This window comes from Pseudomonas sp. c313 (assembly GCF_055407145.1).
The window spans coordinates 129,504-154,414 of record NZ_JBUZRD010000008.1 but is presented as its reverse complement, the minus strand read 5'-3'; the positions used below and the strand labels follow the sequence as shown (position 1 = coordinate 154,414).

The following is a 24,911-nucleotide window of genomic DNA, read 5'->3' as shown; positions in this document are numbered from 1 at the left end:
ATGTCCTTTTCAGGAAAATAATTATTGTTTCGATAAAGAAAGTCGTAGATTGATGTTCAATCTCTATATCACATGCTCACCCAAGCCTGCACCACCAAGATTGCGCATATGCGCAGCCATCAATGAATTCAATCCCGCTCAAGACAAATCCGATCACGGCCATCCCCGCCAGCGTTGCGTCCAGCAATCGTGGTAAAGGATCTGGTTCGAGAGGCATTCCCACCTCAACGCGGGCTACATTGGCACTCCGGCCCAGCTCGGCATTGTTCTCTGAATTCACAATCACATTGCCCTTTATCGCCGGATAGAGTCGCCGCTCTTGTGGCGTCAGTGGAACACCTCGGCATCTCATTGGGGTAATCAACATATGCATACGGTAGCCCTCCTATTCGCCAAGCTGACGATCAAAAAGGGCTTCGACCGCATAGGCCAGAGCGCCATCCGCCTGCTCCAGGAAATCGCGAAGGTCGTCACGGTCGATCACGTGATCCCGGTGCAATGCGTAGGCCCATGTCAGTAGGGCTTTGTGATGAGATCCCGGATGTTCTAGCAAAGCGGCTTCATCACGTAGCAATGCGTGCCACAGCGCGACAGCGGTGGCTTGGTCCACCGACCTTTCAGAATGTTTTTCGCTCATCGCTAGCTCTTGCTGATTGCTGTATGCATGAACAGTATGTCTGCGAGGCGCGGTCAGGCTATAGCGGACCGATGAAGTGCTGGTCATTGCCGTTCAGGTCACGGCGTTAAAGAAAACAGGCTCGTGAAGAAAAAAACTCACCAAAAAGCACTTATCCCCCTCCCGCCGACGGGCTTTGCGTCCGTTTTTTGTGCAAATCTGGATGTAGTGCAAACGATCCTGCAGGCCAGGTGGGCCGTGGGGCTTCACAGGGGAATGGCCATTTCATTTTGTGCAAGGTTTTGCAAAGAAATGCAGCGCGGTTGCACAGCGGCGCTGCGGGAGGTCATGAGCGGGGCAAGCCTGGAACCCCCGGTTTCATTGGGCGAAAAATTGGAAAACGTGGGTTTGAGTGGGTTTTCGAAAACGCGCTCGATCAATTCGGGTGGGGAAATACCAACATTCGCCGAGCAGGAAAAACCGCTACACCTCAAGTGGTACAAGGCCTGCAGGCGGTTTCGGTCATTTCACAGAATCACCCGGCGATTGTGACCAGGTCATCCCTTTTTCACCGTCCCAAAAAACGTCATCGATGAGAGATCTGGGATCTTTTTTCGATGGTGGCAAAGTGGCTTTTCAGGAGGGCTGCGGGGATAGGGTAATTTGGTAATTTGGATTGGAGGTCAGTCTGCAGGCCTTGCAGGGCTTGGCTTTGAGCGATTACCGGGGACGGTAATTAGGGGTAATCTCAAAGGTAATTTATTTGTAAGCTATTGATTTATAAGGTTTTTTTGATTTTGGCAAATTACCCTAGTCAAAAGTAATAATCTTACTATTCAATTACTATAAAATTACCATTACCAATAACTCTCAAACCCTTGATTTTAAAGGCTTTCAGGGTATTTCAGAAAACCGATTACCAAAATTACCTTTTTCCGAGGGGTCAACCTGAAAGTGGAGAGCCCCTTCGGTGCGGGTTGCAAAGTCTGACGCTTGAGTGGACACGCCCGCAACTGCTTGACCCATCCACGGCTTGAAAGTTAAGCAGCCTTCAGTCGCTCTGTGAGCCATTCACATATATCCGCCATGGCAAGAGCGTCTTCAAAGCTCACCTCTTGATCATGCCTGTGCATCGCCTCGTTTCGGAGTCGGAATGCCTTAACACCAACGTCGAATACGTTTTTGTCAATGAACTGGTGCCGGCGCAGCAATTCAAAGCTCTGTCTTGGGGAGTGTATTGCTCGGTGCTTGTTAGCGCTGTCCGATTCCAATTGCTTGCTCTCGATAACTTCGCCAAGGGTTTTTTCGACCTCAAGCCACGCGGTGATAACACCTGCTCTCGGTGAAACGGCAGCCAGCTGTACCGGTATCGATGGCTTAACGTCTTGGCTGTCAGTGGAGGAAGACGGGTCGGGCGTTGCGACTGGAAGATCTTCTTGCAGAGACTTCAGCTCTTCAGAGAGATCGATGTGAAGCTCTCCATATTTAAAGCTTCGGATTTTTGGGATCGCAGCAAGAATGGGGCGCTTCAGCATGAAGATGATCCAGACGATAGCGCCTGGCCAAGCCAAAGCTGATACGAGAGCAGAGAAAAACTGCATCCAATCCATTCGCCTACTCCAATCCGTTTGGGGTGCTTGTTACGTGGCTTGTTACGTGGAGCACAAAAAACAAAGGCCTGCATCGCTGCAAGCCTTTGATTTATATGGTGCCGGCACCAAGAGTCGAACTCGGGACCTACTGATTACAAGTCAGTTGCTCTACCAACTGAGCTATACCGGCGTGTTAGGGCGCTGATTATAGCGATTGGAAAATTTCTGTAAACCCCTGAATTCTTACTATTTTTCAGACCCCCAGCTTTTCCCCCGTCCGCCCCGCAGCAACCCCTCGGATTCAACCTCACCGCCCGCGCCGTCGACACCGCGCGAAGGTGGTTTCCCAATGCACCGCAGATTCCCCGATATCCATTTTGTGGGTGGTTGCCAATTGCCGTCATGCGAGAGTCTCCCAACCCCGCGCAGGCCTCCTGAACTCGGCCAGCGCAAGCCACTGGAGGAAGCAAGGCAGTGAGGGTGTCCCATGGAGTTTCGGTTTTCCTGATGGCCGCCGGATTGGGCGGATGTGCGGTTTGTCGGCACGGTCGAGCAGGTTGAAGGGGATCGGGTGAAGGGGTTTGTCGAACGGGCGCTTTTCGTCAATGCGCCAAATTTGAGTCCGGGCGGTTTTCAGCGTTTGGGGCAGTCGGTGCTGGCCCTGGACTTGGACCCGCAGAATGCCTTGCATCATCACTTTGGCTTGAGCCACGCCTTGCCCGGTATCGGTCGCACTAGCTTGCGCAATGAGTCTTGGGGTCAGCTTGTCCAGCCGGGTTATGCCGTTACCGCCAGATGCTTATGCACAATCTGATGGTTGTAAATGGGCTGAAACAGATATTTTGTAGTGCTGTACTCATTGGGCTGCAACTGCCTGTTTTGCGTGCGTTTTATTTTTTGAACAAAAAATAACCAGTCAGCATTTTGCTCTGCAGCGCTTGCTGCTACGGCCTTCGCCAGGATTTCATCAACAGAGTTATCCACAGGCTGTGACTGGAAAGTCTGCCCCTTAATCGCGCTCGGCCAGCACCATCAGGTTGCGCGGGGTCAGCGCCGTTTCGCAGAAGCGGCCCACTTGCACGCTGTAGCCGTTTTGCGCGAGAAACAGAGCCAGATCCAGCACCAGCCACATTTCCAGCGGGCGTCGAAACAGACCGCGCACCAATTCCAGGTTTCTAACCTCGGCCAGGCGTTGCCAGCCCTGCGTTTCCAACGTCGTCCAGTCCTGTTCGCCTGTGGATAATCCCTTGAGCGCTGCCAGTTCCTGGCAGTAATCGGCGAAAGGCTTGCCCAGCCAACTGCTGGGCAGCGACGGTGTTGGTAGGTAGTCATCGCACCCGCGCAGTTGCCGTTGCAACTGATCAAACCCCAGGCGCCTGGCCATTGAGATGTCCCGTTGCTGGCGGACCCTGGCGCCGGCGGTGACGGTTTCGCTCAACGGCAAGCCGAGTTCTTCCACCGACAGGCGCAAAGCCGAGCGCCGGGCGGGGTCGGACAGCGGCTGGTACTGCTCGGCGCTGATGCGGTTATAGCAGCAAGGTGCCACGGCCATTTGATTACAACCGGCGGTGCTTGCCAGTTGCATCAAGCGTACATGCAGGTCGCCGCAAGCGTGCAGGGCTACGGGTGTGTGTTCGCGGTTGAGTCGCAGCGCGGCATCCTCGGCCATCACATCCTGCTGGCAATGACTCGTGGGCAATCGATGATGTTCGCTCAGGGCAATGCCGGCAGCGATCAGGGCGGGGTCGTATTCCAGGCATGTCAGTTGTTGTCCTGGTTGCAGCAGCCTACGGCCGAGATGGCCTTTGCCCGCGCACCAATCGAGCCAGTGTGTGGAGCTGTTGGCAAACTGCAGGGCGGCGCCGAAGGCTTCGATCTGCTGCCACTTGCGGCCGGGAACGTCGACGTTCAAGCGCGGTGGCGCAGGTGCAAGGGCAACCGTCGGCAAGTTATCCACAGCACTGAGCGTCCGGGATTGGGCTGCCAACTGAGGAAACGGTGCGGGTGCTGGCAAGGTATGTGGCTGGTTATGGCTGCTCTCGGCCTCGGCCAGGGAGCGTCGGCGCAACCATTGGGCCAGCTCGGGATGCCTGGTTTCCCACGGCAATTGCAGATGGGTAAAGGGCCGTGGCTGCCACAACCCTTGATGTTCGGTGAGGAAGGCATCCAGCGCCTGGAAGCGGGCGAGCAGGTGCTCACCCGTCAACCGGGTTTCAGCGTCCCTGGCAGGCATCGACCCGCAACCAGCGTTCCAGCAGCTTGAAGCCGCGTACCAGGATGTAAGCCATGAACAGGTAGAACAGCCCGGCGGCGAAGAAGATCTCCACCGGCAGGTAAGTGCGGGCAATGATGGTCCGGGCCATGCCGGTCAGTTCCAGCAAGGTCACGGTACTGGCCAGGGCGCTGGCCTTGAGCATCAGGATCACTTCGTTGCTGTAGGCCGGCAGGCCGATGCGCGCCGCCCGAGGCAGAATGATGTAGAACAGCGCCTTGGGTTTGGACATGCCCAGGGCCCGCGCCGCCTCGATCTCACCCGGTGGAATAGCCTGGATTGCGCCGCGCAGGATCTCGGCGATATAGGCGGCGGTGTGCAGGGTCATGGTGGCGGTGGCACACCAGAACGGGTCGCGCAGATAGGGCCACAGGGCGCTCTCGCGCACGGCGTCGAACTGCGCCAGGCCGTAATAGACCAGGAACAACTGCACCAGCAGCGGCGTGCCACGGAAGAAGAAAATGTAGCCGTAGGGCAGGGCACGCACGTACCACAGGCGCGACGAGCGAGCGATGCCCAGGGGGATCGCCAGCAGCAGGCCGAGGATTACGGCAATGGCCACCAGCTCCATGGTCAGGGTTGCGCCCTGGGCCAGTTTTGGCAGCCATTTGATGATAACGGCCCAGTTCAGGCCCAGGTCAAAATGCGACAGCCAGCTGTAGTCCCCGTTCATTGCGTGCTCCTCGCAAAGCCGCGAGCGGCGCGTTTTTCCAGGAAGTACATACCGGTCATGGCCAGGACGGTGAGGCCCAGGTACATGAAGGCGGCGACCATATAGAACGTGAAGGGCTGTTTGGAAACGCTCACGCCGATCTGCGCGTGGCGCATGATTTCTTCCAGGCCGATCACCGAGACCAGCGCGGTGTCCTTCATCAAAATCATGAACAGGTTACCCAGCCCCGGCAGAGCGATGCGCCACATTTGCGGCATGATCAAACGGGTGAAGATTCGGAGCTTCGACAGGCCCAATGCAACACCGGCTTCACGGTGGCCCTTGGGGATTGCCAGGATCGCGCCACGAAACACTTCAGTGGCGTAGGCGCCGAAGCACAGGCCCAGGGCGATCACCCCGGCGGCGAAGGCGCTGAGGGAAAGGTCGGGGTTGCCGAAAAACTCCCCCAGGGCCCGCATCATATTGACCGTGCCGAAATAAATCAGCAGTACCCACAGTAGCTCGGGGATACCGCGAACCAGCGTCGAGTAAGTGCCGCCAAGCCATTGCAGCGACTTGTACGGGGAAGTCTTGGCCAAGGCACCGGCCAGGCCGAGCACCAGCCCCAGGCACAGGGCCGTGAGTGCCAGTTTGACGGTCATCAGCGCGCCGGCTGCGAGCGCCGGGCCGAATCCGTAGAGATCGATAGTCATGGGTGTTTATTCATATCGCGGCAGGCATTGCGAAGGACCGACGCGCTCAAGCGAGCGCGCCGGGCAGGCAATTCAGGATCATTCGATACTGAAAGGGAAGTACTTGTCGTTGATTTTCTTGTAGGTACCGTCGGCCTTGATTTCCGCCAGGGCCTTGTTCAGTCGCTCGCGAAGCGGGTCGCCTTTACGCACGGCGATACCGACCTTGTCGCTTTCTACCACGGGCTCGCCCTTGAACTCGTAAGCCTTGCCAGCGTCGGTCTTGAGCCAATCGAATTGCACGTACTTGTCCGCCAGAATCGCGTCAACGCGACCGGAAGTCAGGTCGAGGTAGGCGTTTTCCTGGGTGTCGTAGAGCGTGGTTTTGATATCGTCGCCCAGGTTATCTTCCAGCCAGGTGCCGGCCAGGGTCGCACGCTGCGCACCGATGGTCTTGCCTTTGAGGTAGGCCTTATCGGTCTTGAAGTCGGTCGTGGTTTTAGGCGCGATGAACTGCAGCTTGTTGGAGTAGTACGGGTCGGTGAAATCGACGGCTTGCTTGCGCTCGTCGGTGATCGACAGCGAAGAGATCAGGAAGTCGAACTTCTTGGCGTTCAGGGCCGGGATGATGCCGTCCCAATCGGAGACGTACACTTCGCATTTCTCGACTTTCATCTTGGCGCATAGGGCGTCGCCGATGTCTTTGTCGAAGCCGACAACCTGGCCGCTGGCGTCTTTATTGTTGAAGGGCGGGTAGGCCGCTTCGATCCCCATTTTCAACGTCTCGGCTGCAGCTGTGGCGCTGAAGGCCATGGTGACGGCGGCGGCCAGGAGGAATTTTTTATAGTTCTGCATGCATGTTGCTCCGTTAGCGGTTGCTGGACATGAATTGTTTGCAGCGCGCCGAAAGCGGGTTGTCGAACACCTGCTGTGGCGATCCTTGCTCTTCGACCAGGCCCTGGTGGAGGAACACCACTTCGCTGGACACCTGGCGGGCGAAGCCCATTTCATGAGTGACCAGCAGCATGGTGCGGCCTTCTTCGGCCAGCGCGCGGATCACATTAAGTACTTCCTGAACCATTTCCGGGTCAAGGGCCGAGGTCGGCTCATCGAACAGAATGACTTTGGGCTGCATCGCCAAGGTACGGGCAATCGCGGCGCGTTGTTGCTGGCCGCCGGACAACTGCGCGGGGTAGGCGTGGCGCTTGTCGCTGATGCCAACCTTGGCCAGCAGGGCTTCGGCGACTTCGATGGCTTCGGCTTTGCTCTGGCCGAGCACTCGGCGCGGGGCCTCGATGATGTTGTCGAGGACGCTCATGTGCGGCCACAGGTTAAAGTTTTGAAACACAAAACCGATTTCGCTGCGCAGGCGGTTGATCTGTTTACCGTCGGCCGCCACCAGCTCACCGTTTTTCGCGGCCTTGAGCTTGAGCTCTTCGCCAGCCACCAGAATTTGCCCTTGATGGGGGTTTTCCAGCAGGTTGATGCAGCGCAGGAACGTGGACTTGCCGGAACCGGAGGAACCCAGGATCGAGATCACATCGCCGTCGCGAGCGGTCAGCGAGATGCCTTTAAGCACCTCCAGCTCACCGTAGCGTTTATGCAAGTTGCGGATTTCAAGCGCGGGCGTGGCCTCGGCCATGTGGGGTCCTCATTGTGTTCGTTGCGTTCCTGCTGTTGGGCCGCCTTCCTGGCGAGGCGCCAAGCTAGCATAGCCTCTGGATGACAGCCAACAGCGTTACCAGGGGTAAATCGGCGGTGTGTGGCAGGTTGTCGCATCGGCGCAGCAGTGTGTCGCGCCATCAACAACCGAACAGTCGTTTGAACCCGATTCGCCCAAGGCTTCGCGTAAAAAAAGGCGCGATGGTGCCAGCTTTGGCCGGGTGTTGGAAGGGTTAAACGGGCAAACGGTCCGCATCAGCCCTTTAATGGGGCGTCACGTACTTTTTGTGTGTGTTCTTGGTGCGCTCATTCGTTCTTGAAGTGAGTCACCGGGTAACGCTGTGGCGAATTGCCAGTAATCTCAATGACTTGCGACGGATGAAGAATCTCTTTACAGGCCACGACAAACCGGGCTTTGTTACATTTTGGCGCAAATCTTGCGTAAAGAATAAAGAACGCTCTGTTTGTTTCTTTTCACGAAAAAGACGGCAGGCCGGGTGGACCGTATTCGCAATTCCTCGCAAAGGTGTGTCAATGAGTCGTACGCAAAGCTCCAATGACCTCGAACAGGGGCTTAAACCACGGCATGTCACCATGCTGTCGATTGCCGGTGTGATCGGTGCCGGTTTGTTTGTCGGCTCCGGCCACGCGATTGCCGCAGCGGGCCCAGCGGTGCTGTTGGCCTACGCTGCTGCCGGTACGCTGGTGGTGTTGGTGATGCGCATGCTCGCCGAGATGGCCGTGGCCTCGCCAGACACCGGCTCGTTTTCCACGTACGCCGACCGGGCGATCGGCCACTGGGCGGGCTTCACCATTGGCTGGCTGTACTGGTGGTTCTGGGTCTTGGTGATTCCGCTGGAAGCCAACGCCGCCGCGACTATCTTGCATGCCTGGTTCCCGGACGTGGCGATTTGGGCATTCACCCTGATCATCACCTTGCTGCTGACCGCCACCAACCTGTTCAGCGTGAAGCACTACGGCGAGTTTGAGTTCTGGTTCGCCTTGATCAAAGTCGTGGCGATCATTGGTTTTGTAATCCTCGGAATTCTGGCGATTTTCGGCTTCTTGCCGGGCAGCCAGGTCAGCGGTGTATCGCACCTGTTTGACACTCAAGGTTTCCTGCCTAATGGCATGGGCGCGGTATTGGCAGCGATCCTGACCACCATGTTCTCGTTCATGGGCACCGAGATCGTCACCATCGCCGCCGCCGAATCGAAGAACCCTGGCCAGCAAATCTCCAAGGCCACCAACTCGGTGATCTGGCGGATTGGCCTGTTCTACCTGGTGTCGATCTTCATCGTTGTCGCACTGGTGCCGTGGAATGATCCGGCGCTGGCGGCTGTCGGTTCCTACCAGACGGTGCTGGAGCGCATGGGCATTGCGAATGCCAAGCTGATCGTCGACCTGGTGGTATTGGTTGCGGTAACCAGTTGCCTGAACTCGGCGCTGTATACCGCTTCGCGGATGCTGTTCTCGCTGAGCCGTCGCGGTGATGCTCCCGCTGTGGCCAAGCGCACCAACAAGAGCGGCACGCCTTACTGGGCGGTGTGGTTGTCCACTGGTGCGGCGTTCCTGGCAGTGTTTGCCAACTACGTGGCACCGGCTGCGGTATTTGAATTCCTGCTGGCCAGCTCTGGCGCCATCGCGCTGTTGGTGTATCTGGTGATCGCGGTGTCGCAACTGCGCATGCGTCAGAAGCGTATAGCGGCGGGCGAGGAAGTTGCCTTCAAAATGTGGCTGTTCCCGGGCCTGACCTATGCGGTGATCGTGTTTATCGTCGGCGTGCTGACAATCATGCTGTTCCAGGAAGCGCACCGCGTGGAGATCATGTCCACCGGTATCTTGAGCTTGCTGGTGGTTGCGGCGGGGCTGTTTGTGGCGAGTCGGCGCAGGGGCCAAAAGGTGGGGGCTGCAGTGCTCAACTGATGGGTTGAAATACCCTCTGCCAAGCAATGCGAAAACCTGTGGGAGCCGGGCTCCCACATTTGTTTTGTGTTAGTTCTCTGAGTTGGTCAGTGCCTGGGATGCCGCCAAGTAATCGACCTGAAACTCCGACGATTCAACCCACGCCAACGCCGCTGCTTCATCATCGCTATCGGTCGCCCACTGCCGATACTCGATCAGCGCCGCGATGATAAAGTCGGTCGCTTCTTCTTCGCCTTCCTGCTCCAACACCAGCGCCAACAATGGATGTGCCAGGAACGCCGCGCACAGCGCCTGTTGACTGGTTTCGCCAGCGTTGCGCATTTCCACAAACAGCTCGGTCAAATCCACCGATTCAAGATCAATGCGGCTGTCGTCGCCGTCAAAGGCATCCTTGGGCGCGCCGGCTCGCTGTGTGCGGTTCTGCTTGGCCTTGGCTTTTGCCCGGTGGGCGCGTTTTTGCTGTTTGTTCGGCGAGGCCATGGGCTCACGTCCTTGGTTCAGGATCTGGGTAGGCTATTGAAGCGCAGCTTTGGGAAAACCCCAAGGGTTTCTAGGTACGATCCGTCACTCGACGCCCCGGTGTATTCGCTGCCAGTTCGCCTTGTCGTAGCCACGCCAACGCAATCGGCCACAACCGATCCTGATATTGGCTGCGAAAAAACGCGAAGTGCCCGACTGCCTCTTCGCCAATATCCTGCGGCGCAATCCGCAGATGCGTGCGCTCGCCCGCCTTGAAATAACCCAGCAGACGCTCGATGGCTGCCACTGTCCCAAACGGATCATCGGTAATGCTGATCGCCAGGATCTGCGCTTTCACCCGTGAGAATGGCAGCTCGCCCAAGGCGCGCCCACTAGGCCGTCCTTCATAACCTGGCGTCGGGGTACTCCAGTCGCGCACTACGCCTGCAGGCGTGTCCTCCAGCCAGCCCAGCCGCTTACCAGGGAAGTATCCACAGAGCGCCGTCACCAACGGCATCACCACATGCCACTTGCCAAACATCCGCCAGCGCCCGCTCGCTTCATAGTCGCGCCAGTACGCAAACTGCGCGCCTACCGTCACCAGCCGCCGAATCACCGCCCCTGACGCCCCGAGCCCCGCCGCGCAGCCACCAAAACTATGGCCGACCACATCAATTGGTTGCCCTGGAAACTCCCGCTGCGCCCGCTGCAACATCGCCTCGAAATCCAGCATGCCCCAATCCGACCACGACGCCTTGAACCCGCGCAACGAGCCGCTGCGTGATTCACCGATGCCACGGTAGTCGTAGGTGATCACGTCAAAACCGTGAGTGAACAGGTAATCGGCAAAGCGCGAATAGTGACGGCAACGTACCGAAGTGGCGGCGTTGATGATCACTACGGGGCGTTCGATGTCGGTGCGAATATGGCGCCAGGTAAAGCCGCCTATAAGGTGACCGTCGGTGGCGGGCTCGCTGAATGTTTCGGGTTGCGGTCGGGTGGGCAGGTTCATGGCGGCTCGATCCCTTGCGCTTTCGGTGGGGCTACAGAAGCCCATGCGCAGTTTTATAGGAGATCGAAGCTAACAAAAATCGCGGGCCAAAGGCGTAGAGATTTTACGACGCTCGACCTTGGCCCTGCAGATGCATAGGCTGACAGCCTTTCGCCCCATCCGAGACGCCCCATGACTCGCGACACCCTCGAACAAAACCAGATCCCGGTCTACTTCGTCGCCGTGCTGCTAGCCGCCGCCCTCGGCCTGCTGGTGCCTTCGATGGCCCAAGGCCTGGGCGCGCTGGTCACGCCGGCCATTGCGGTGCTGATGTACGCGATGTTCCTGCAAATCCCGTTTCTGGACCGGCGCGAGGGCTTGAGCAACAAGCGCTTCATGTCGGCGTTGCTCTTGGCTAACTTCATCCTGGTTCCGCTGCTGGTGTGGGCGCTGACCCGTGGGCTGGTGGAGCACCCGGCGATTCTGGTGGGGGCGTTGCTGGTGTTGCTGACGCCGTGCATCGATTACGTGGTGGTGTTCACCCATATAGGCAAGGGTGATTCGCGCTTGATGCTGGCAGCAACACCGATTCTGTTGCTGCTGCAATTGCTGCTGTTGCCGGTGTATTTGAGTTTGATGCTGGGGTCGCAGTCGGGCGTGGTGGTTTCAGCGGGGCCGTTTGTCGAGGCATTCCTGTTGCTGATCGCCGCGCCGATGCTGCTGGCGGTACTGACAACTTCCTTGGCCCGGCGATCAAAAGCCATCAGCGTCTGGAACGATGCCTGGGCCTGGTTGCCGGTGCCGGCAATGGCGTTGGTGTTGCTGGTGGTGATCGGTTCGCAGATCACTTCGGTGGTGCGCGATATCGGCCTGCTGGCGCCGGTGATCCCGGTGTATATCGGCTTCGTGTTGCTGGCGCCGCTGATGGGCGCTCTGGCTTCGCGGTTGTTCGGGTTGCCTTCGGTGACGGCGCGGGCGGTGACGTTCAGTGCGTCGACCCGCAACTCCCTGGTAGTGCTGCCCCTGGCGCTGGCGTTGCCTGAAGACATTCGCGGGCTGGCCGCCGCAGCGGTGATCATGCAGACGCTGGTGGAACTGGTGGGGGAATTGATCTATATCCGCCTGATTCCGGCGCTGGTATGGCCCGCAGGTCGGTAAGCGGGTGAGTGTTCAGGATCGTTCAATGAGAGTCTGCCCTAGAGCTGGTTATGCATAGGACCTATCCAGTTGCTCTGGTATGAAGCCTTCTTCCCGAGATGAGGTGTGTGAGCCAAGGTTGAGACTTCTTGCGCATATCCGTTGCCTACCAGTGATGGCACTAAGGTCAATGATGCCATCAAGGTAGACGAGGTTTTGTTCGCGCGATTGATGAAAACTTTATCCTTACCCAGCCCCGATCTATCAACGAATACGGGCTAGTGAATCGCAGACAACAAAAAACCCGCACTAGGCGGGTTTCTTGTGTGTTTCGGATGATGCTGGCACCACCTGAAACTAATTAGTGGTGCCAGAGACGGAATCGAACCGTAGCCTACAGGCAGCGTATTTACTGGGATGTTATGGTTTTGTTTTTTGTTGATGCCCCCAAAAATGCCCCCAAAACGAAAAGTACCCCCTCTCATCGGCCCGATTTGGACTATTGATGTGCCGCAATAGTTTGCGCGGCTGGCTTATGATCTGGCGCTTGTGAGTGGGCCGGTGGCCGGGTCAGGTTTTCGCTATTGAGTTCTTTAGGCGCCACCTGGCCCGTTCGGTCAGCCAGCATCAAAGCCAGAACCAGAACGACAACCCCCAATATCACGGAGAATGACCCGCGCCAGAACGCTAGGCGTTGGCGGTGCTGGTGTGCGTTCACTTGGTTGCTCCCGTTCTGCGCTCCGGCTGAAAGCGCTCATATCCAATGTAGTCACTTCTGCTGACTGCAATAGCCAGCCCGTAAAGATTTACAGGCTAATCGTCGGCACACAATTGCAGAGGCGGGCGAATCCGAACCACTCCTAGGTATTTCCACCGCCCTTTTAGTCTGTAGCGTGCCCACGGTGAAGCTCTAACAATGAGGGCGAGAAATTGATTGATGCCATCTCACTTCGGTGATGCCAAGTCCCTCTGCAAACTCAACAATAGCCAAATAGCTGCTCTCCCAATGCGGCATTGCTTCTTGTAGAACAGCTCCTGAATCCAACAGTGCGTAGCAAACGGCGACGTTCGGAGAGAGATAATCTGCCGGATGCTCAAGCACCCTTCTTTGGCCTTTGAAGCTGTAGCAAATGGTAAAGCCCATGATGCGTCCTCGATGAAAATGAAGGCAATTGGCTATCGTTTTCATCGAGGATAGTCCCTGTACAGCAATTGCAAAGGGCAGAACGGCACCGTTTATCGGTACGCCTTCAAGCCCGGTTCAGGATGGCTCAAACTTAGCCGCTCCGGTAATTACGGGATTCCACGGCAATTAGCCTGATCTCCCATTTCGGTATGGCAGGTGCTACGACACTGGGCGGCCTTGTGTGGCGATCTGGGGTTGTCCGATTTCAAACAGGAGAACTACCCGGATTTTGGGTAGTTTATCCGCGACACAATCCGCGCATAACGAAAACGTGTCGCGGGCTAGATAGCGGGTACTTTTTCCTGCTATCTACAGACGCATTTCCCTGATGATCCGTCGCGGCTCCGAACCCTGCAAAAGCGCACGCCTGGCGTCCTTTGTTAGCTGGTCGAGCGCCTGGCTCTCGAATGCTTCGGCCATGGCGGCGGCTTTCCTGACAATCAATAGCGCCAGCTCGGGTGGAAACACCACCTTGTCGGCGGGTAGGTAGTCGCAGTCGATAACGGACATGGCTTTAACCTCTGGCGTGCGATACCGGAAAATCTGGTATCGAGGGGTGTTTGTTATCCGAAAAACGGACTTCAAGGGTCGCTCGATTATCTGATAACTACCGTGATCCCGGTAGTTTGTTGGCGAATCGGCTAGACAGCTTTTTATTATCCTGGAGAGGGTGCAAATTTATTGCACCCCCTTGATGTTTTTTTGGACGGGCCGCACTTGTTGTCGAGTCGATAAGTAAGCGCCAGCCCTTACAGATAAGGGCGTCCAGCCAGGCGCTGGCGCGTGGCGATCTGGCAATCCGTCAAGTGCCTGTCAAGAATTTCGCCCCGCCTAGGCCATTTTGGACGTGGATGTGCTGGCCGGACGATAGCCAACCGCCTGCTTCCCAGGTATGCCGCTGGCTCCCCGCCATTGCGCTCGGTGGCGCTGGCGCCGATCCGTCCAAAGCTGTCCAAAATCCGTCAGGGGTCTGTCAGGGGTATGAGACGGCCAGAGCCTCGACTTTGAGGGCCTCCCGCATAGGCCGGGCCTCAGACGCCCACCCTGCGGCAATTCCGTATCATGCCTGTCTCACACTCCGTCAAAGCGTGGTCAAAGTGGCAGGCGCTCGGCACCGTGTTGATTCCTACACAGTGTGTCGCTTTCGACACGGTGGAACCTGAGAAAACCTGAGATTCAAACCGCCAGTGGCGGGTCATTCATGGGGTGTTTTCGCAGAATGGTCTTCATTCATGGGGTTTGTTTTCACAAACCGGCATTCGTCCAGTGAAAAACACTGCCATACCGTGGAAACCACAGTGGAAACCTACGCCTAGTAACCGTGCGAACTGGTAACCATTGGTGGTAACCGCGCTTGTAATCGCCAGCCAGGTTCGCGCCTTGGTGGTTGCGAACCAGAAGTGCGAACCTAGGGTGCGAACCATAACAATTGATAACAGGCGTGCGTACCGATGGTGCGTACCAATGCCGGACAACCCTGTCTCTGAGACGGTTTCACGCACTCCAAGTGCGCGACGATCATGCGTGACGACTGCGCGAAAAACGCCGATAGGCACTTGACGCGGCTCATTCATGGGGTTGTGTTTCCCCAAACCCTGTTTGATGGTTTTGTGACCAGATGGAAGTGGTCACTGATGGTGGTCACTCGGGAACCTTGCGCGAAACAGTGCGTTTCCCTGTTACACGCTCTGTTACAGCTCGCCCTGTTACATTTCCCGGCATTCGCTTCTCGCTTTCCGTGTTAACCACGCTGTTAACCGGCGCCACGTCCCCCGCCTAGTCCCCCGTCGAGCCTTAGCGTGATATTAGTGCGATCTTTTGGATTGATGGCCGCCCAGCGTTGCCGTTACCAGCCTCGCCCTAATCTCACCCTTGTTTCGATCTAGTGGAACTTTGAACCTTACCGCGTTCTTACCGTTCGATAGAACATGCGTTCCCGGCCATATACCGGGCGTAACCAAATAGCTGTGCGAGTGATGCGCGCCACGTTTTCGTGATTCGCAAAACGTGGCGCGGAAACGGTTAGTTGTTGGTGATGAATAGGACTACCCAATCAGGTTCAGCATGATCGCCTCAGACTCCGCCATGTCATCGCGGTCACTGGCGACCAGGTAGCGGAATACAGCCAGCGCTTCGGCCTTGTCCCGTGGCCGTATCTCCGCCAGCAGGCCAAACACAAACCAGTCACGCGCTGTCGCTTCGGCTGGTCCGTCGCTGGCGTCACGGTCTACGGCGTTGCGTAGCCAATACAGGCGGCTCCAGTAATCCAGCTCATACAGGCAATCGGCCAGCGTGTGAGGCAGCAGCTCAGGGTGGGCGTTGAACCGGGCAGCCACCTGGCCCTTGTCGAAGTCACCGAATTGGCCGGTAGCCTCTAGCCCGCGCAGCGCTGCGATACAGAACGATTCCGCCTCGGTGTCGGCCAGCAAGTCATCACCGAAGCGCGCCGCGCCTTCCAGCCTCAACCGGTGCTGCTCGATGGCCCGAGTGGCCAGCGCATCCAGGTCAGCGAAGCCGAACGACGACATGGCGGCGAACGGGTGGCCGGGGTTGGTGGCCACTAGGTGAGCCGTGTAGCGTTTCTCCAGCACGTCGAGCGGCGTCTTGATCTTCTTGGCGCCTTCCATGGCCCGGTCAATGAGCGCGGCCTGGCCGGTGTTGATGATCGAGCGCAGCCACAACACGGCGTCCACTTCCTTGTCGCCCGTCACCCGCTGCTGTGGTGGCAGCTCTGGCACGCTGGGGAGCGTTTCAGCGCTGGCCTTGATCGGCGGCAAGGTGAATAGGGCGCGGTGGGCCTCGTTGTCACGGAATGCCCCCGAACGACTAATAATGGTCTTCACCGTCCCCAGTGGTAGGCCGGTTGCCTCGGCTACTTCGCGCAGTGAGTGACGGCGGCGCAGCTCCAGCACTTGGCGACGCTGCTCATCTGAAACCCGCTGTTTCACCTTCAAGGTTGAATCATCATGTTTCATCGGGTCGCCTCCATTGGCGTCCGGTCATATGCGGCGCACAGGCCAGCACCCGCCGAACAGTGGCGCCCGGTTGGCGCATGGCAGGACCGGCACGCCATCAGGTGGTTGATGTACTGGTCACGGGCTTTGCGCCACTCGGGCGTTGCATTGGCGGCATTGGTGTAGGTGCTTGCCTGCAATTGAGCGGGGCGCTCGACCATAACCAGGCGTGTACGCTCCGTGGTGGGCTTGGTAACGGTCGGTTTGTCATCGCCAGCAATGGTCGGCGGCATGTGATCGAGCAAGCCGGAAAGGAGGCTCATGGCGTCACCTCCCCCGGATTACTCATATACAAATGTTCCTGTGAATTCAAAAAGTGTGGGAACAGTGGGAACAGTGGGAACAGCCCAGTAAATACGCGGCCTCCAGGGGTGTTTTTCTGTTCCCATTTTGTACCCACTCCATTTTTTGTGGGAACTGTAATAACCAAATCATGCATATTTATCGCTCTCTTATATTGGAAAGCGATTGTGTGTTCCCACTTGTTCCCACTCTTTTTATTAGGTGGGAACGGCTGAAAGCCCCGGCCTGCCTGGCTGTTCCCACTGTTCCCACTGTTCCCACCGATTCTAGGTTCCTGTGAATATGGGCAATCGTGTTTTGCAGTTGCGACGGTCATACGGCGCCACCCTCACCGTCCAAGGCTTCCGGGTCGATCACATACAGCCAGGGCGAGCCGCCACCAGGGGCGCGGTACTTCTTGGCGTGGCGCTTTCGATCAGCGCCACGTTCGGCAATAGCGCCCGCCCCCTCCAATGCCTTGATAACGCGGCTCAGGCCATACCCGTGTGCCGCCTCGACCAATGCCGACTTGTTGAACAGGTACAGTTGTTTGCCGTCGGATAGTTTCCAATACCCGGCCCGGTTGAATACCTTGGTGTCGGGCGTCTGGTCGCTCACGTCTGAGAAGCGGCTACTGCCGTGCTTGTCGATAAAATCGAGAATACCGGCCAGGATCTGGCGGTCTTCTGCGTTACCACTGCCAACCCGGCTCAACCACTCGCCGTACAGCAACTGGCAGTCAGCAAGGGCGCTACCAGGCGTCCAGGGCAACAGGCCGTAGGCGATAGCCATTTCCCCAGCCAGTGCAATGACAGCGAAGCGATCCGCTACCCGTCCGGCTTGAGCGTTATCCTCGATGAACTTGGCGCGTATGCCCGCGAAGTCCTCCAGCAGTCCGGGGCGGTCATCGCTGGCGAGCATCTTTTCCACGAACGCTGGCCCGATATGCCCATGGTGCGCACCGACAGCAACGGTCAGCAGGCGGTGGAAGTCGGCGCCAGCAAGGCCGTGCAATTCATCGAAGGCCCGGTGGGTGCGGGTGCCCGCGTTCACGTCCACCATGCGCAATTCGGCGCCAGCGTGGGCCGCATTGCCGCCAATGGCTGCGTGCTCGGATAGGGATCGTTCGCCGCTGGAAAGCGCCAGCAGACGCCATGACAGCTTGGCCCTACCTTCACGCTCGCGGGTCATGGTGCCCTTGCCTTGGCCGTTGGCGAGTGAGTAGGCCATTTCCTGTACGCGCTTGGGGTCGGCACGTTTGATTTCGTCCAGGGGGAGCATGGTGTCATTGCGGCCCGATGCCTCGATTTCCAAACCGCCTTTGGTCATATCCCAGGACGCGGCGAATATGCCGGGGTCGCCCCATACGGACGAGCCAATAAGCTGTGCCAGTGACTTGCCGCTAGAACTGTCGCCCACCAGGTGAACACCACCGCCCAGCACGCCCACCAGGCTCAGCAGCGGGCCAGCCAGCGCGCAGCCAATCGCCAGCGTTAGCACCGGGTTCCCTTCGCACTTGGCCGCGACATCGGTTTTCCAGCCGTCCAGATTGCCGCGCAGGCTGAATAGGTTCTGCCCCTTGCCGCTGGCCTGATAACGCACCTTGTCGCTGCCTATGGTGCGTCCAGGCAGTACAAAGGCGCCCGACTCATGCCAGCCCGGACGGCAGGTGGTGGCGAACACCTGATCGGGGCGCTGTTCCAGTAGGTATTCCATAAATTGGCCGCGTTTCTTGAGTGCGATAATCACGCCCATGCCGAACAGCGTTCGCCTGGCGTCCTCCCCGCTACCGCCGAACACCTCCATCGGAATGATCCATTCCTTGACGCCGCTCTCAGTCACCAGGCGCAGGAAACGGCCCTCGCTGCCATCGTCGCTATTGGTGGTGCGCGCCACCACCGTCACGGGCGTGGCGATCCACTCGTCAGTGATTGGCCTGTCAGACTTGTCATCGTCGCTGTCATCGTCGGCGGCGTTGCGCTTGAAGCTATGCCAGTACACGCCGGGGCGCAGGCGACGGCCTTTCTCGTTCGTTACCCAGTGCTCATACACGCCCCAGCAAGGACGCTCGGGCTCGACCATGGGCGCTTCGGGGCGCAGGTTGATTACGTTGGCTTCAGGCGGGCGCATGGTGGCGGCTCCAGGCTGCTAGATCGTTAAAGTCGGAAAGGGTCAGCGGTGCGTCGGCGGGCCATTCCGGGAAAGTCACCAGGCCACCACACGCGGCGGCGGCGGCATTGGCGGCGGCACGTCCTGGATTGCCCTCGGTCTGTCGGTCGTCGTCGCCCGCGATGATTATTTCGGCGGTGTGGTATTCAGCCCGAAGCGCCAGCGCCACCGGCTTTAGGTTCCCGGCATTCATGGCGCAGGCGACGGTGTAGCCGCTTTCGTGGAGCGTGGCGCCCGTTGCCCAGCCTTCGCATATGCAAAGCGGCTTGCCCGGTGTGATGCGTCCCAGCGGCGAATAGGCGCCCTTGATCCGGCCCCCGAACAGGAAACGCTTATTCCCGTTCGTGGTGATCCGTTGCAGGTTTACCAGCACGCCACTGGAGTACAGCGGGATCAGCAATTCGTCACCGCGCTGGCGCAGGCCGTGAGGCCGAACGCACTTGGCGATCAGGTACGGGTGATCGGGATCGGCGCGGCGTGCGTCACGCCACCAGCGTTGTGCAACGTTCGCGGCCTTGAGCTGGCGCTTGCGTTGCTCATCCTCACGCTGGCGCCTGGCCTGCTCGATGCGCTGGCGTACTTGCTCGGCCTCGTGGTTATTGTGTGGTTCTCGGCTGCTCCAGGTATTAGTGCCGCCAGCCTTCCAGCTACCAAACGCGCCCGAGGCGATGCCGTCCGCAAACAACGTGTACCACCCATTGAGGGTGCCGGATTTGTCGCCGGGGACGTGGAAGCGGTGAATGGTGCCGTCAGGGTCGGGGAGCCAATCAAGTGGCCCGAATACTGACTGGAGCGCTTCACGGAATAGGATCGCGGGATCAGTCATGCGGCCCCCTTGGGCGGCTCAAACCGCGCCAGCACGGCGTTTAGTTTGGTGGCCGTCTTGCGCAACTGGGCGGCGCGTTCACGATTTGGCTCTCCGTCACGAAATGCCGTCAGGTCGTTAAACACTCCCACCAGGAGGGCAAAACTGTACGGGTCGATATGTGGTGGTTGGTCGTCGCGCACGATGCTGCTCAACGGGTCAAAGGGAATGACGTTACTCATGGCCGACCTCCCGGCGATCAGCGCCAGCAAAAGCCCGGCAGACCTTGCCGTTGTTCGCGCCATGCCAGTAGGTGATTTCGTCAATTGAATCGACCAGGCAGGCCGTCACTACTGCGTCGGCGCTGCGCATCACGATACGGCCACACTCCGCGTCGGCCTCAGTCAAGAATGGTCCCAGCAGCGCCTTGGGAACCTTCGGATGGGTGACGAACCAAAGCTCTGTAGCTTTCTTCGGGCAAGCCTTCGGCGTACCCGCTGTTTTGCAGATTTGGTTATTCATGGTGGGTTAAGCCCCTTTCTTGGTATCGCGATGCCGGGAGTGGTTCTCGGCCCTGACTTCGATGTTCGCCGCGCGCGAACTGAGATTCCCCAGGCTTTGCAGCAGACAGCCAATATCGACAAGGGTGTCTGCGCTCAACTTGTCGTCGTCCGTTGCGGCGCAGGCCAGAAGCACGCCAATAGCAGATATGCCGTGACTTATGGTCATGCCCAAGTCATTTGCGGCCAAACTTATGCTATCCAACTGCTCGGCGGGCAGGCTCCCTAAACCTTCGGCGTCGATCAGCAGGAGCTTTAGGCTGTTCATAGGGATGCCTCGCTCGACTCAATCACGCCGTCCAGCAGCTCGGCCCAGGCCATGGCGGTGTGCTGCGCCATAATTGCGGCAACACGAGCGACGATTACCGGAGTCTTGGGGCTGGCGATCACTGCTGATGCCAAGGCAATAAGGGTAAGAATTTCGCGCAGGTCTGCCACAAGATCCGCGTCAAGCTGTTGGGGGGTATGCAAATTCATTGCACACCTCCTGCGTTTTCCAGGGCGTTGACTTGCAGCACAAGGCGGAGCTCGTGCTTGTCTTGGTAGACCTGCGACTCGCTTTCAAAGCGCGGATCGTCCAGCTCATCGGTCATGCAGTCGTACCATTGCAGGACCGTGTCTGCCCAACTGTTGACCTCAAGAACGCCCAGCTTGGCGAAGGCATGAGCTGTGTGGCCCTCAGGGAAGTGCTCGAGCATTACCGTGAAGATTGCGTGAATGTTGTTGAATGCGTTCTGCACTGTGTGCAGGTCGCCGAGGCCCGAGCAGGCAATGTCATAGGCAGTGCGACTCACAGGACACCCCCGGAGATTTCCAGGGCGCGTGCGCGGTCCATGTGGGCGTTGTAGCGAGTGAGGCGGACGGACAGGGACGAGTTTGCGCGGAGGGCGCTCAGGGCCATTGCGCGGTGGGCGTTGGCTTTGCTGACGAGTACGGACGGATCGAGGGTGGTGGACTGCATTGGTGACGCTCCCATTGTTGAGGAGCTACCACCATTCGCGGCAAAACGAATTAGGGTGGCAGCTGTACGCGGGTTTGCCGACCGGGACAATAGGAACCCGGCACACCCGAAGGTGTCCCACGCACAGCCACCATAACGCGAAAATTCAGGCACAAAAAAAGCGTCTGTTTTCGGGACATGGACGCTGGTGCGTCTATTGTTGATCGGGCGGCAAAACCCGGTCGCTGAATTTGCAACGACGGGCGGACGATACATGCGGCTAACCTTGGATGCAACCCCCTGTTTCAGTTTGAGCAAAGGCATTGCTAGGTGGATGGCTGGCGTCATTGGTGGCCACCTTCAAGGTCGAGCGGGAGTTTCAGTTGCTCCCGCAAATGAGCGACGTGCTGATACGCGCCTGGCTTGTCGTAGCGCCAGCGGGCCAGGCGGCGACCACTGCTGCTGGCTTCCTTCTTGAGGGCCTCCAGCGTCTGGCAGGCGTGCCCATAACGAGCCTCGCGGAACGCCATGATGAGGCTCGCTTTCAGTTCCACGACGCGATCAGTGTTGCGAGATAGGGACAGTAGGAAATAGCACTGATCCTCGTTGAGCAGCGCAAACCGTTCCGGCCTGCCGCCAGCAGTACCGGCACCCGGTTTCTCCGTTTCAAACGGAACAACCCCAAACCGCTCAAACTTGCCGATGTATCGCTCGATCAGACCAAGCGTGTTCTTGGCTTTAACGCCCAGTTGTTCGGCCAGTACGCGGCTGTCGGCGCGGGCCTCGCCTTTGGATCGGATCAGGACGATAGCGTTCATGCCGCCACCTTCTGGCGTTGCTTCAAGGGCTTGCACAGCATCAACAGCACGTTGCGGGCGCGGCGACGTTCGCTGGCTGGCAGGGTGTAGCGCGTCACGGTGCAAGGTTCGCCCCAGTGGTTCGGCACACGCTCGAGCTGGCGCTGAAATTTCAGTCCGTAACCGTTCGCCAAGCTGCTGATGGTCGAATGTAGGCAGTGGTCGCCGAGGCGCTCGGCTTCAAACCGGATCAGGCTGCCGTCATACAGCATGTGCTCCAGCACGCGAGCGATCTTGCTTGGCGCCTTGCTGGCGGGAGCGGGGGTGGTAATATCGCCTTGCGATGGGCTGGTCTGCTGGTAAAGAGGCTGGCTCTTTTTCATTTAGGCCACCTCGCGGCTTTCGGCGATGCGGTCGTTCATCCAACTGTAAATTTCAGCCTCGACCCACACAACGCACTTCGGCCCCAGCATTACTTGCTTCGGGAAGTTGTCGGCGGCGATACGGCGGTAGATCTCGGTACAGGAAAGGCCGGTGATGCCCTCCACGGCCTGGCGCTTGATAAAACGAATGGCGGGCTTGTCGCCGGGAACCAGTACGGCTTGCTTGGATTGCTTGCGGATAGGGTGGGTAGTGGCTGTCATCGTCTAATCGCTCCAGGGCGGTTTGGGTAATCGACGATGAAAAGGTTGGCAGGGAGTGCGCGCAGTTAAAATTGCTGAGCGGCGCCGGATATTCTGTTATCCGGTCGGATGTGTGATTTATTCTTTTATTTTTCTTTACGAGGACGACCAGGCCGCTTTGCAAACTCCGGGGCAGAACTTGAAATCCACCTGGCCAGCGCCGCGTCATTCTTTGGCAAATTCCAATCGGGTTCCGAGTCTGCGAGCCGCCTAATAACGTTAACCATATCCGTGGTTCTATGCTTGGCGTAATCGTCATGTCGCCATAGTGATGTAGCTCGCTCCTTTACCTGTGCCTGGCACGCCCTGGCTTTTTCGTTTCGCATTTCCACATTGGATAGCTTTCTGGGCTTGGTGTCTGGCTTTCTGGTCGCGATGGGCGCTGGAGGTAACTGCGTGCTGGACCGATCTTTGCGTAGCTGGTCGTTCTCGCGTGTGAGTATTTTTATCGCTTTGTCGGACGCGTCGACTGTAGCAGCAAGGGATTTTTCCCTCGAAGTAGACGCCTCCAATTGGATTCGTAGGCGCTCAATTTCGGCGTCTCGCTCGTCGTCTGGACGTATTACCAAGCTCCGCTCTATGCGGATATTTAGTTTGCGAAGTTCAGCGCGTGCGGCTTTCGGGTCTTGGTCCGCCAGCGGTTGAATGATCGGGGTGACAGCTGCGCCATGTGAGGCATAGGACTTTAGCTCTATCTCTCGCACCACCTCAGGCTGGCGTGCGGCGTGCTCGCGCTGTTTGAGCAGCCATTCGCGATTGACCGCGACGTGCGACGACTCAATAACCCCAACCTCGGTCTCGATAAGGACCGAAACTAGCCTAGTCACAGCTGTATTCAGATATGCGCCAAGTTGCCCATAAGTGATGGCGAAGCCTGGAATGCTATCTCCGTATTTTGATCCAGTGATGGTTTCGCGGTTGAACTCGGCGTGCGGGTCTACCGAGTTAATGGCCTTTGCGATGGCCTTCAACACCTCTGGGTGGTCGCGTTTGAGCGAGACTATGGCGCGCTCAAGCGATATGTACTCTCCGGGTTGAAGCATTCACTTACCCTGTCCGCGCACTTTTGGGGTTGGCCAAGCGACTGGCCGCCTGTATTTAAGCAGTTGGCGGGATATTCATGCTGTATGAATATCCAGCGACTGCCGTATGTTACCAGCAGGAACCAGAGTTACCCAAGTGCGTCTTGTGTGGATAAGTTTTAGGCGGGCCGCTTGATGCTCACCACGTTAGCGCCAGCGCATAGCGCATCTATCGAGTCTGCCCAGGCTTGCATCATTTCCCGGCGCTGCTCGACATAGGCCGCATGGTTGTAGGTGCCGCGTATCTCGTCGCTGTCACCGTGAGCAAGCTGGCGCTCGATCCAATCCTTGTTGTACCCGCGCCCGTTCAACTCGGTGCTGAGCAGGTGGCGGAACCCGTGGCCGGTCTGTCGGCCTTCGTACCCGGCTAACCGTAAAGCCTTGTTGATGGTGTTCTCGCTCATGGGGCGCTCAGGATTGGCGCCAGCAAAGACCAGCGAGTAACGCCCGGTGATTTCGTGGATCTGGCGCAGGATGGCAACGGCTTGACGGGGCAGGGGGACGATATGCGGGCGGCGGGCTTTCATGCGCTCTTTCGGAATCGTCCAGGTCGCGGTGTCTAGGTCGAACTCAGACCACGGCGCTTGGCGTAACTCACCAGGGCGAACCGCCGTCAGCGTCAACAGTCGGACGGCGTGCTTGGTCAGGGTATGAATGTTCGCGGCTTCGACCTTGCCCAGTAGTTCGGGCAATTCGGCAAAGGTGACGTGCGGGTGATGGCGAACGGTTTTGGCTGGAGCGGCGACCACGTTTAAATCGGTAGCCGGGTTTACCTCCACTACGCCCCTTGCCAAGCCGTACCGGAATATCTGGTGTAGCCATTGGCGGATCTTGCCAGCGGCATTCAACGTGCCCCGCGCCTCAACCGTGCGCACCAGTTCCACCAGTTCGGGCCGAGTGATGGATTTTATCGGGCGGGCGCCGATGCCGGGGATGATGTCGTTGTCCAAATACAGCTTGGTCTTGTAGGCGGTGGCGTCGGCCCATCGTGGTGCGGTGTAGTCGTACCATTCCCGCGCCAGCGTCTCGAAAGTCAGCCCCTCGACCTTCTGTGCGACCTTGGCGGCTTTCTTCTGTTCGCTGGGGTCAGTGCCTTCGGCCAGCAGTTGGCGGGCTTCATCGCGGCGCTGGCGAGCTTGGGATAGGGTTATTGCTGGATAGGCGCCGAAGGCTAGCTTTTTCTCTTTGCCTGCCACTCGGTACTTGAGGCGCCATAGCTTGGAGCCGTTCGGGGTTATCTCCAGGTACAGCCCTTGCGCGTCGCTCAGCTTGTAGGACTTCTCCCTCGGCTTGGCGGTTTTGATGGCGCTGTCAGTCAGCGGCATGGCTGGCGCCCTCCGACTCAGCGAGCAGAGGGGCAGCGGCGGCGGTATGCTCTAGGATTGCGTCCATTC

At 58.2% G+C, this 24,911-nt stretch carries 30 protein-coding genes and 1 tRNA gene; 2 read left to right on the top strand and 29 right to left on the bottom strand.

Annotated elements, in window-relative coordinates; translation table 11 throughout:
- Positions 1–76: 76 nt before the first annotated feature.
- From ACZRKZ_RS20765 to ACZRKZ_RS20720, 10 genes are all read right to left on the bottom strand, one after another.
- Entirely contained in the window at positions 77–373 is a 297-nt protein-coding gene (locus tag ACZRKZ_RS20765) for a hypothetical protein (RefSeq protein ID WP_463982587.1), read from the bottom strand.
- A 12-nt stretch (positions 374–385) separates the two neighbouring features.
- Positions 386–637 carry a hypothetical protein gene (locus ACZRKZ_RS20760; RefSeq protein ID WP_463982586.1) on the bottom strand — a complete coding sequence of 84 codons (252 nt, stop codon included), beginning with the start codon at positions 635–637 and terminating at the stop codon, positions 386–388.
- A gap of 1,019 nt (positions 638–1,656) precedes the next feature.
- Positions 1,657–2,226, bottom strand: a complete 570-nt coding sequence (locus tag ACZRKZ_RS20755; RefSeq protein WP_463982639.1) for a hypothetical protein — start codon at positions 2,224–2,226, stop codon at positions 1,657–1,659.
- Positions 2,227–2,322: 96 nt separating this feature from the next.
- Positions 2,323–2,398, bottom strand: a tRNA-Thr gene (locus ACZRKZ_RS20750).
- A 587-nt stretch (positions 2,399–2,985) separates the two neighbouring features.
- Positions 2,986–3,192: a hypothetical protein gene (locus tag ACZRKZ_RS20745; protein WP_463982585.1), complete on the bottom strand. Its 207-nt coding sequence runs from the start codon at positions 3,190–3,192 to the stop codon at positions 2,986–2,988.
- Between the two features lie 25 nt (positions 3,193–3,217).
- Positions 3,218–4,441, bottom strand: coding sequence for a methyltransferase (locus tag ACZRKZ_RS20740; RefSeq protein WP_463982584.1), 1,224 nt, complete (start codon positions 4,439–4,441; stop codon positions 3,218–3,220).
- A complete protein-coding gene (locus ACZRKZ_RS20735) occupies positions 4,422–5,111 on the bottom strand; it encodes an ABC transporter permease (RefSeq protein WP_463982637.1) in 690 nt (229 codons plus the stop codon). The genes ACZRKZ_RS20740 and ACZRKZ_RS20735 overlap by 20 nt, the downstream gene beginning before the upstream one ends.
- Positions 5,112–5,149: 38 nt before the next feature.
- Positions 5,150–5,845 carry an ABC transporter permease gene (locus ACZRKZ_RS20730; RefSeq protein WP_149411348.1) on the bottom strand — a complete coding sequence of 232 codons (696 nt, stop codon included), beginning with the start codon at positions 5,843–5,845 and terminating at the stop codon, positions 5,150–5,152.
- Between the two features lie 78 nt (positions 5,846–5,923).
- Complete coding sequence (locus ACZRKZ_RS20725; RefSeq protein WP_133103118.1) at positions 5,924–6,679, bottom strand: ABC transporter substrate-binding protein; 756 nt, start codon at positions 6,677–6,679, stop codon at positions 5,924–5,926.
- 13 nt (positions 6,680–6,692) lie between these two features.
- Positions 6,693–7,466 (bottom strand): ABC transporter ATP-binding protein, encoded by a 774-nt coding sequence (locus ACZRKZ_RS20720; RefSeq protein ID WP_149411347.1) that lies wholly within the window; start codon positions 7,464–7,466, stop codon positions 6,693–6,695.
- Between the two features lie 554 nt (positions 7,467–8,020).
- On the opposite strand from ACZRKZ_RS20720, the gene gabP reads away from it, so the two are divergent.
- A complete protein-coding gene (gene gabP / locus ACZRKZ_RS20715; protein ID WP_463982583.1) occupies positions 8,021–9,412 on the top strand; it encodes a GABA permease in 1,392 nt (463 codons plus the stop codon).
- 69 nt (positions 9,413–9,481) lie between these two features.
- Here gabP and ACZRKZ_RS20710 read toward each other — a convergent pair whose 3' ends face one another.
- Together ACZRKZ_RS20710 and ACZRKZ_RS20705 are read right to left on the bottom strand one after the other, a co-directional pair.
- On the bottom strand, positions 9,482–9,892 hold the full coding sequence (locus ACZRKZ_RS20710) for a hypothetical protein (protein WP_463982582.1): 411 nt from the start codon (positions 9,890–9,892) through the stop codon (positions 9,482–9,484).
- Between the two features lie 70 nt (positions 9,893–9,962).
- The gene (locus tag ACZRKZ_RS20705) at positions 9,963–10,883 is read right to left on the bottom strand and encodes an alpha/beta hydrolase family protein (protein ID WP_463982581.1); all 921 of its coding nucleotides are present in this window, start codon (positions 10,881–10,883) and stop codon (positions 9,963–9,965) included.
- Positions 10,884–11,054: 171 nt separating this feature from the next.
- Here ACZRKZ_RS20705 and ACZRKZ_RS20700 point away from each other — a divergent pair, with 171 nt between their 5' ends.
- Positions 11,055–12,020 carry an arsenic resistance protein gene (locus ACZRKZ_RS20700; protein WP_463982580.1) on the top strand — a complete coding sequence of 322 codons (966 nt, stop codon included), beginning with the start codon at positions 11,055–11,057 and terminating at the stop codon, positions 12,018–12,020.
- Positions 12,021–12,909: 889 nt separating this feature from the next.
- Here the strand turns inward: ACZRKZ_RS20700 and ACZRKZ_RS20695 are convergent.
- The 17 genes from ACZRKZ_RS20695 to ACZRKZ_RS20615 form a co-directional block, all read right to left on the bottom strand.
- Positions 12,910–13,188 (bottom strand): hypothetical protein, encoded by a 279-nt coding sequence (locus ACZRKZ_RS20695; protein ID WP_141718192.1) that lies wholly within the window; start codon positions 13,186–13,188, stop codon positions 12,910–12,912.
- A 306-nt stretch (positions 13,189–13,494) separates the two neighbouring features.
- The gene (locus tag ACZRKZ_RS20690; RefSeq protein WP_069550807.1) at positions 13,495–13,695 is read right to left on the bottom strand and encodes a hypothetical protein; all 201 of its coding nucleotides are present in this window, start codon (positions 13,693–13,695) and stop codon (positions 13,495–13,497) included.
- Positions 13,696–14,411: 716 nt separating this feature from the next.
- Positions 14,412–14,759, bottom strand: a complete 348-nt coding sequence (locus tag ACZRKZ_RS20685; protein WP_463982579.1) for a hypothetical protein — start codon at positions 14,757–14,759, stop codon at positions 14,412–14,414.
- Positions 14,760–15,230: 471 nt separating this feature from the next.
- Complete coding sequence (locus ACZRKZ_RS20680) at positions 15,231–16,160, bottom strand: RNA polymerase sigma factor sigma-70 region 4 domain-containing protein (protein ID WP_177031690.1); 930 nt, start codon at positions 16,158–16,160, stop codon at positions 15,231–15,233.
- On the bottom strand, positions 16,157–16,462 hold the full coding sequence (locus ACZRKZ_RS20675) for a hypothetical protein (RefSeq protein ID WP_463982578.1): 306 nt from the start codon (positions 16,460–16,462) through the stop codon (positions 16,157–16,159). The genes ACZRKZ_RS20680 and ACZRKZ_RS20675 overlap by 4 nt, the downstream gene beginning before the upstream one ends.
- Positions 16,463–16,814: 352 nt before the next feature.
- Complete coding sequence (locus ACZRKZ_RS20670; protein ID WP_463881735.1) at positions 16,815–18,611, bottom strand: DUF927 domain-containing protein; 1,797 nt, start codon at positions 18,609–18,611, stop codon at positions 16,815–16,817.
- Positions 18,598–19,476 (bottom strand): toprim domain-containing protein, encoded by an 879-nt coding sequence (locus ACZRKZ_RS20665; RefSeq protein ID WP_069550811.1) that lies wholly within the window; start codon positions 19,474–19,476, stop codon positions 18,598–18,600. Before ACZRKZ_RS20665 ends, ACZRKZ_RS20670 begins: the two co-directional genes overlap by 14 nt.
- The gene (locus ACZRKZ_RS20660) at positions 19,473–19,697 is read right to left on the bottom strand and encodes a hypothetical protein (protein WP_069550812.1); all 225 of its coding nucleotides are present in this window, start codon (positions 19,695–19,697) and stop codon (positions 19,473–19,475) included. The genes ACZRKZ_RS20665 and ACZRKZ_RS20660 overlap by 4 nt, the downstream gene beginning before the upstream one ends.
- Complete coding sequence (locus tag ACZRKZ_RS20655) at positions 19,690–19,977, bottom strand: hypothetical protein (protein ID WP_069550813.1); 288 nt, start codon at positions 19,975–19,977, stop codon at positions 19,690–19,692. The genes ACZRKZ_RS20660 and ACZRKZ_RS20655 overlap by 8 nt, the downstream gene beginning before the upstream one ends.
- 6 nt (positions 19,978–19,983) lie before the next feature.
- Positions 19,984–20,283 carry a hypothetical protein gene (locus ACZRKZ_RS20650; protein WP_069550814.1) on the bottom strand — a complete coding sequence of 100 codons (300 nt, stop codon included), beginning with the start codon at positions 20,281–20,283 and terminating at the stop codon, positions 19,984–19,986.
- Positions 20,280–20,492 (bottom strand): hypothetical protein, encoded by a 213-nt coding sequence (locus ACZRKZ_RS20645; RefSeq protein ID WP_463982577.1) that lies wholly within the window; start codon positions 20,490–20,492, stop codon positions 20,280–20,282. Before ACZRKZ_RS20645 ends, ACZRKZ_RS20650 begins: the two co-directional genes overlap by 4 nt.
- Positions 20,489–20,809 carry a hypothetical protein gene (locus ACZRKZ_RS20640; RefSeq protein ID WP_463982576.1) on the bottom strand — a complete coding sequence of 107 codons (321 nt, stop codon included), beginning with the start codon at positions 20,807–20,809 and terminating at the stop codon, positions 20,489–20,491. The genes ACZRKZ_RS20645 and ACZRKZ_RS20640 overlap by 4 nt, the downstream gene beginning before the upstream one ends.
- Before the next feature lie 490 nt (positions 20,810–21,299).
- On the bottom strand, positions 21,300–21,773 hold the full coding sequence (locus tag ACZRKZ_RS20635; RefSeq protein ID WP_463982575.1) for a Rha family transcriptional regulator: 474 nt from the start codon (positions 21,771–21,773) through the stop codon (positions 21,300–21,302).
- Positions 21,770–22,135: a hypothetical protein gene (locus ACZRKZ_RS20630; protein ID WP_069550819.1), complete on the bottom strand. Its 366-nt coding sequence runs from the start codon at positions 22,133–22,135 to the stop codon at positions 21,770–21,772. Before ACZRKZ_RS20630 ends, ACZRKZ_RS20635 begins: the two co-directional genes overlap by 4 nt.
- Positions 22,136–22,396, bottom strand: coding sequence for a helix-turn-helix transcriptional regulator (locus ACZRKZ_RS20625; RefSeq protein WP_169863949.1), 261 nt, complete (start codon positions 22,394–22,396; stop codon positions 22,136–22,138). It lies immediately after the preceding gene.
- 125 nt (positions 22,397–22,521) lie between these two features.
- Positions 22,522–23,478, bottom strand: coding sequence for a hypothetical protein (locus ACZRKZ_RS20620; RefSeq protein ID WP_463982574.1), 957 nt, complete (start codon positions 23,476–23,478; stop codon positions 22,522–22,524).
- Between the two features lie 158 nt (positions 23,479–23,636).
- The gene (locus tag ACZRKZ_RS20615; RefSeq protein WP_463982573.1) at positions 23,637–24,842 is read right to left on the bottom strand and encodes a tyrosine-type recombinase/integrase; all 1,206 of its coding nucleotides are present in this window, start codon (positions 24,840–24,842) and stop codon (positions 23,637–23,639) included.
- Positions 24,843–24,911 lie beyond the last annotated feature (69 nt).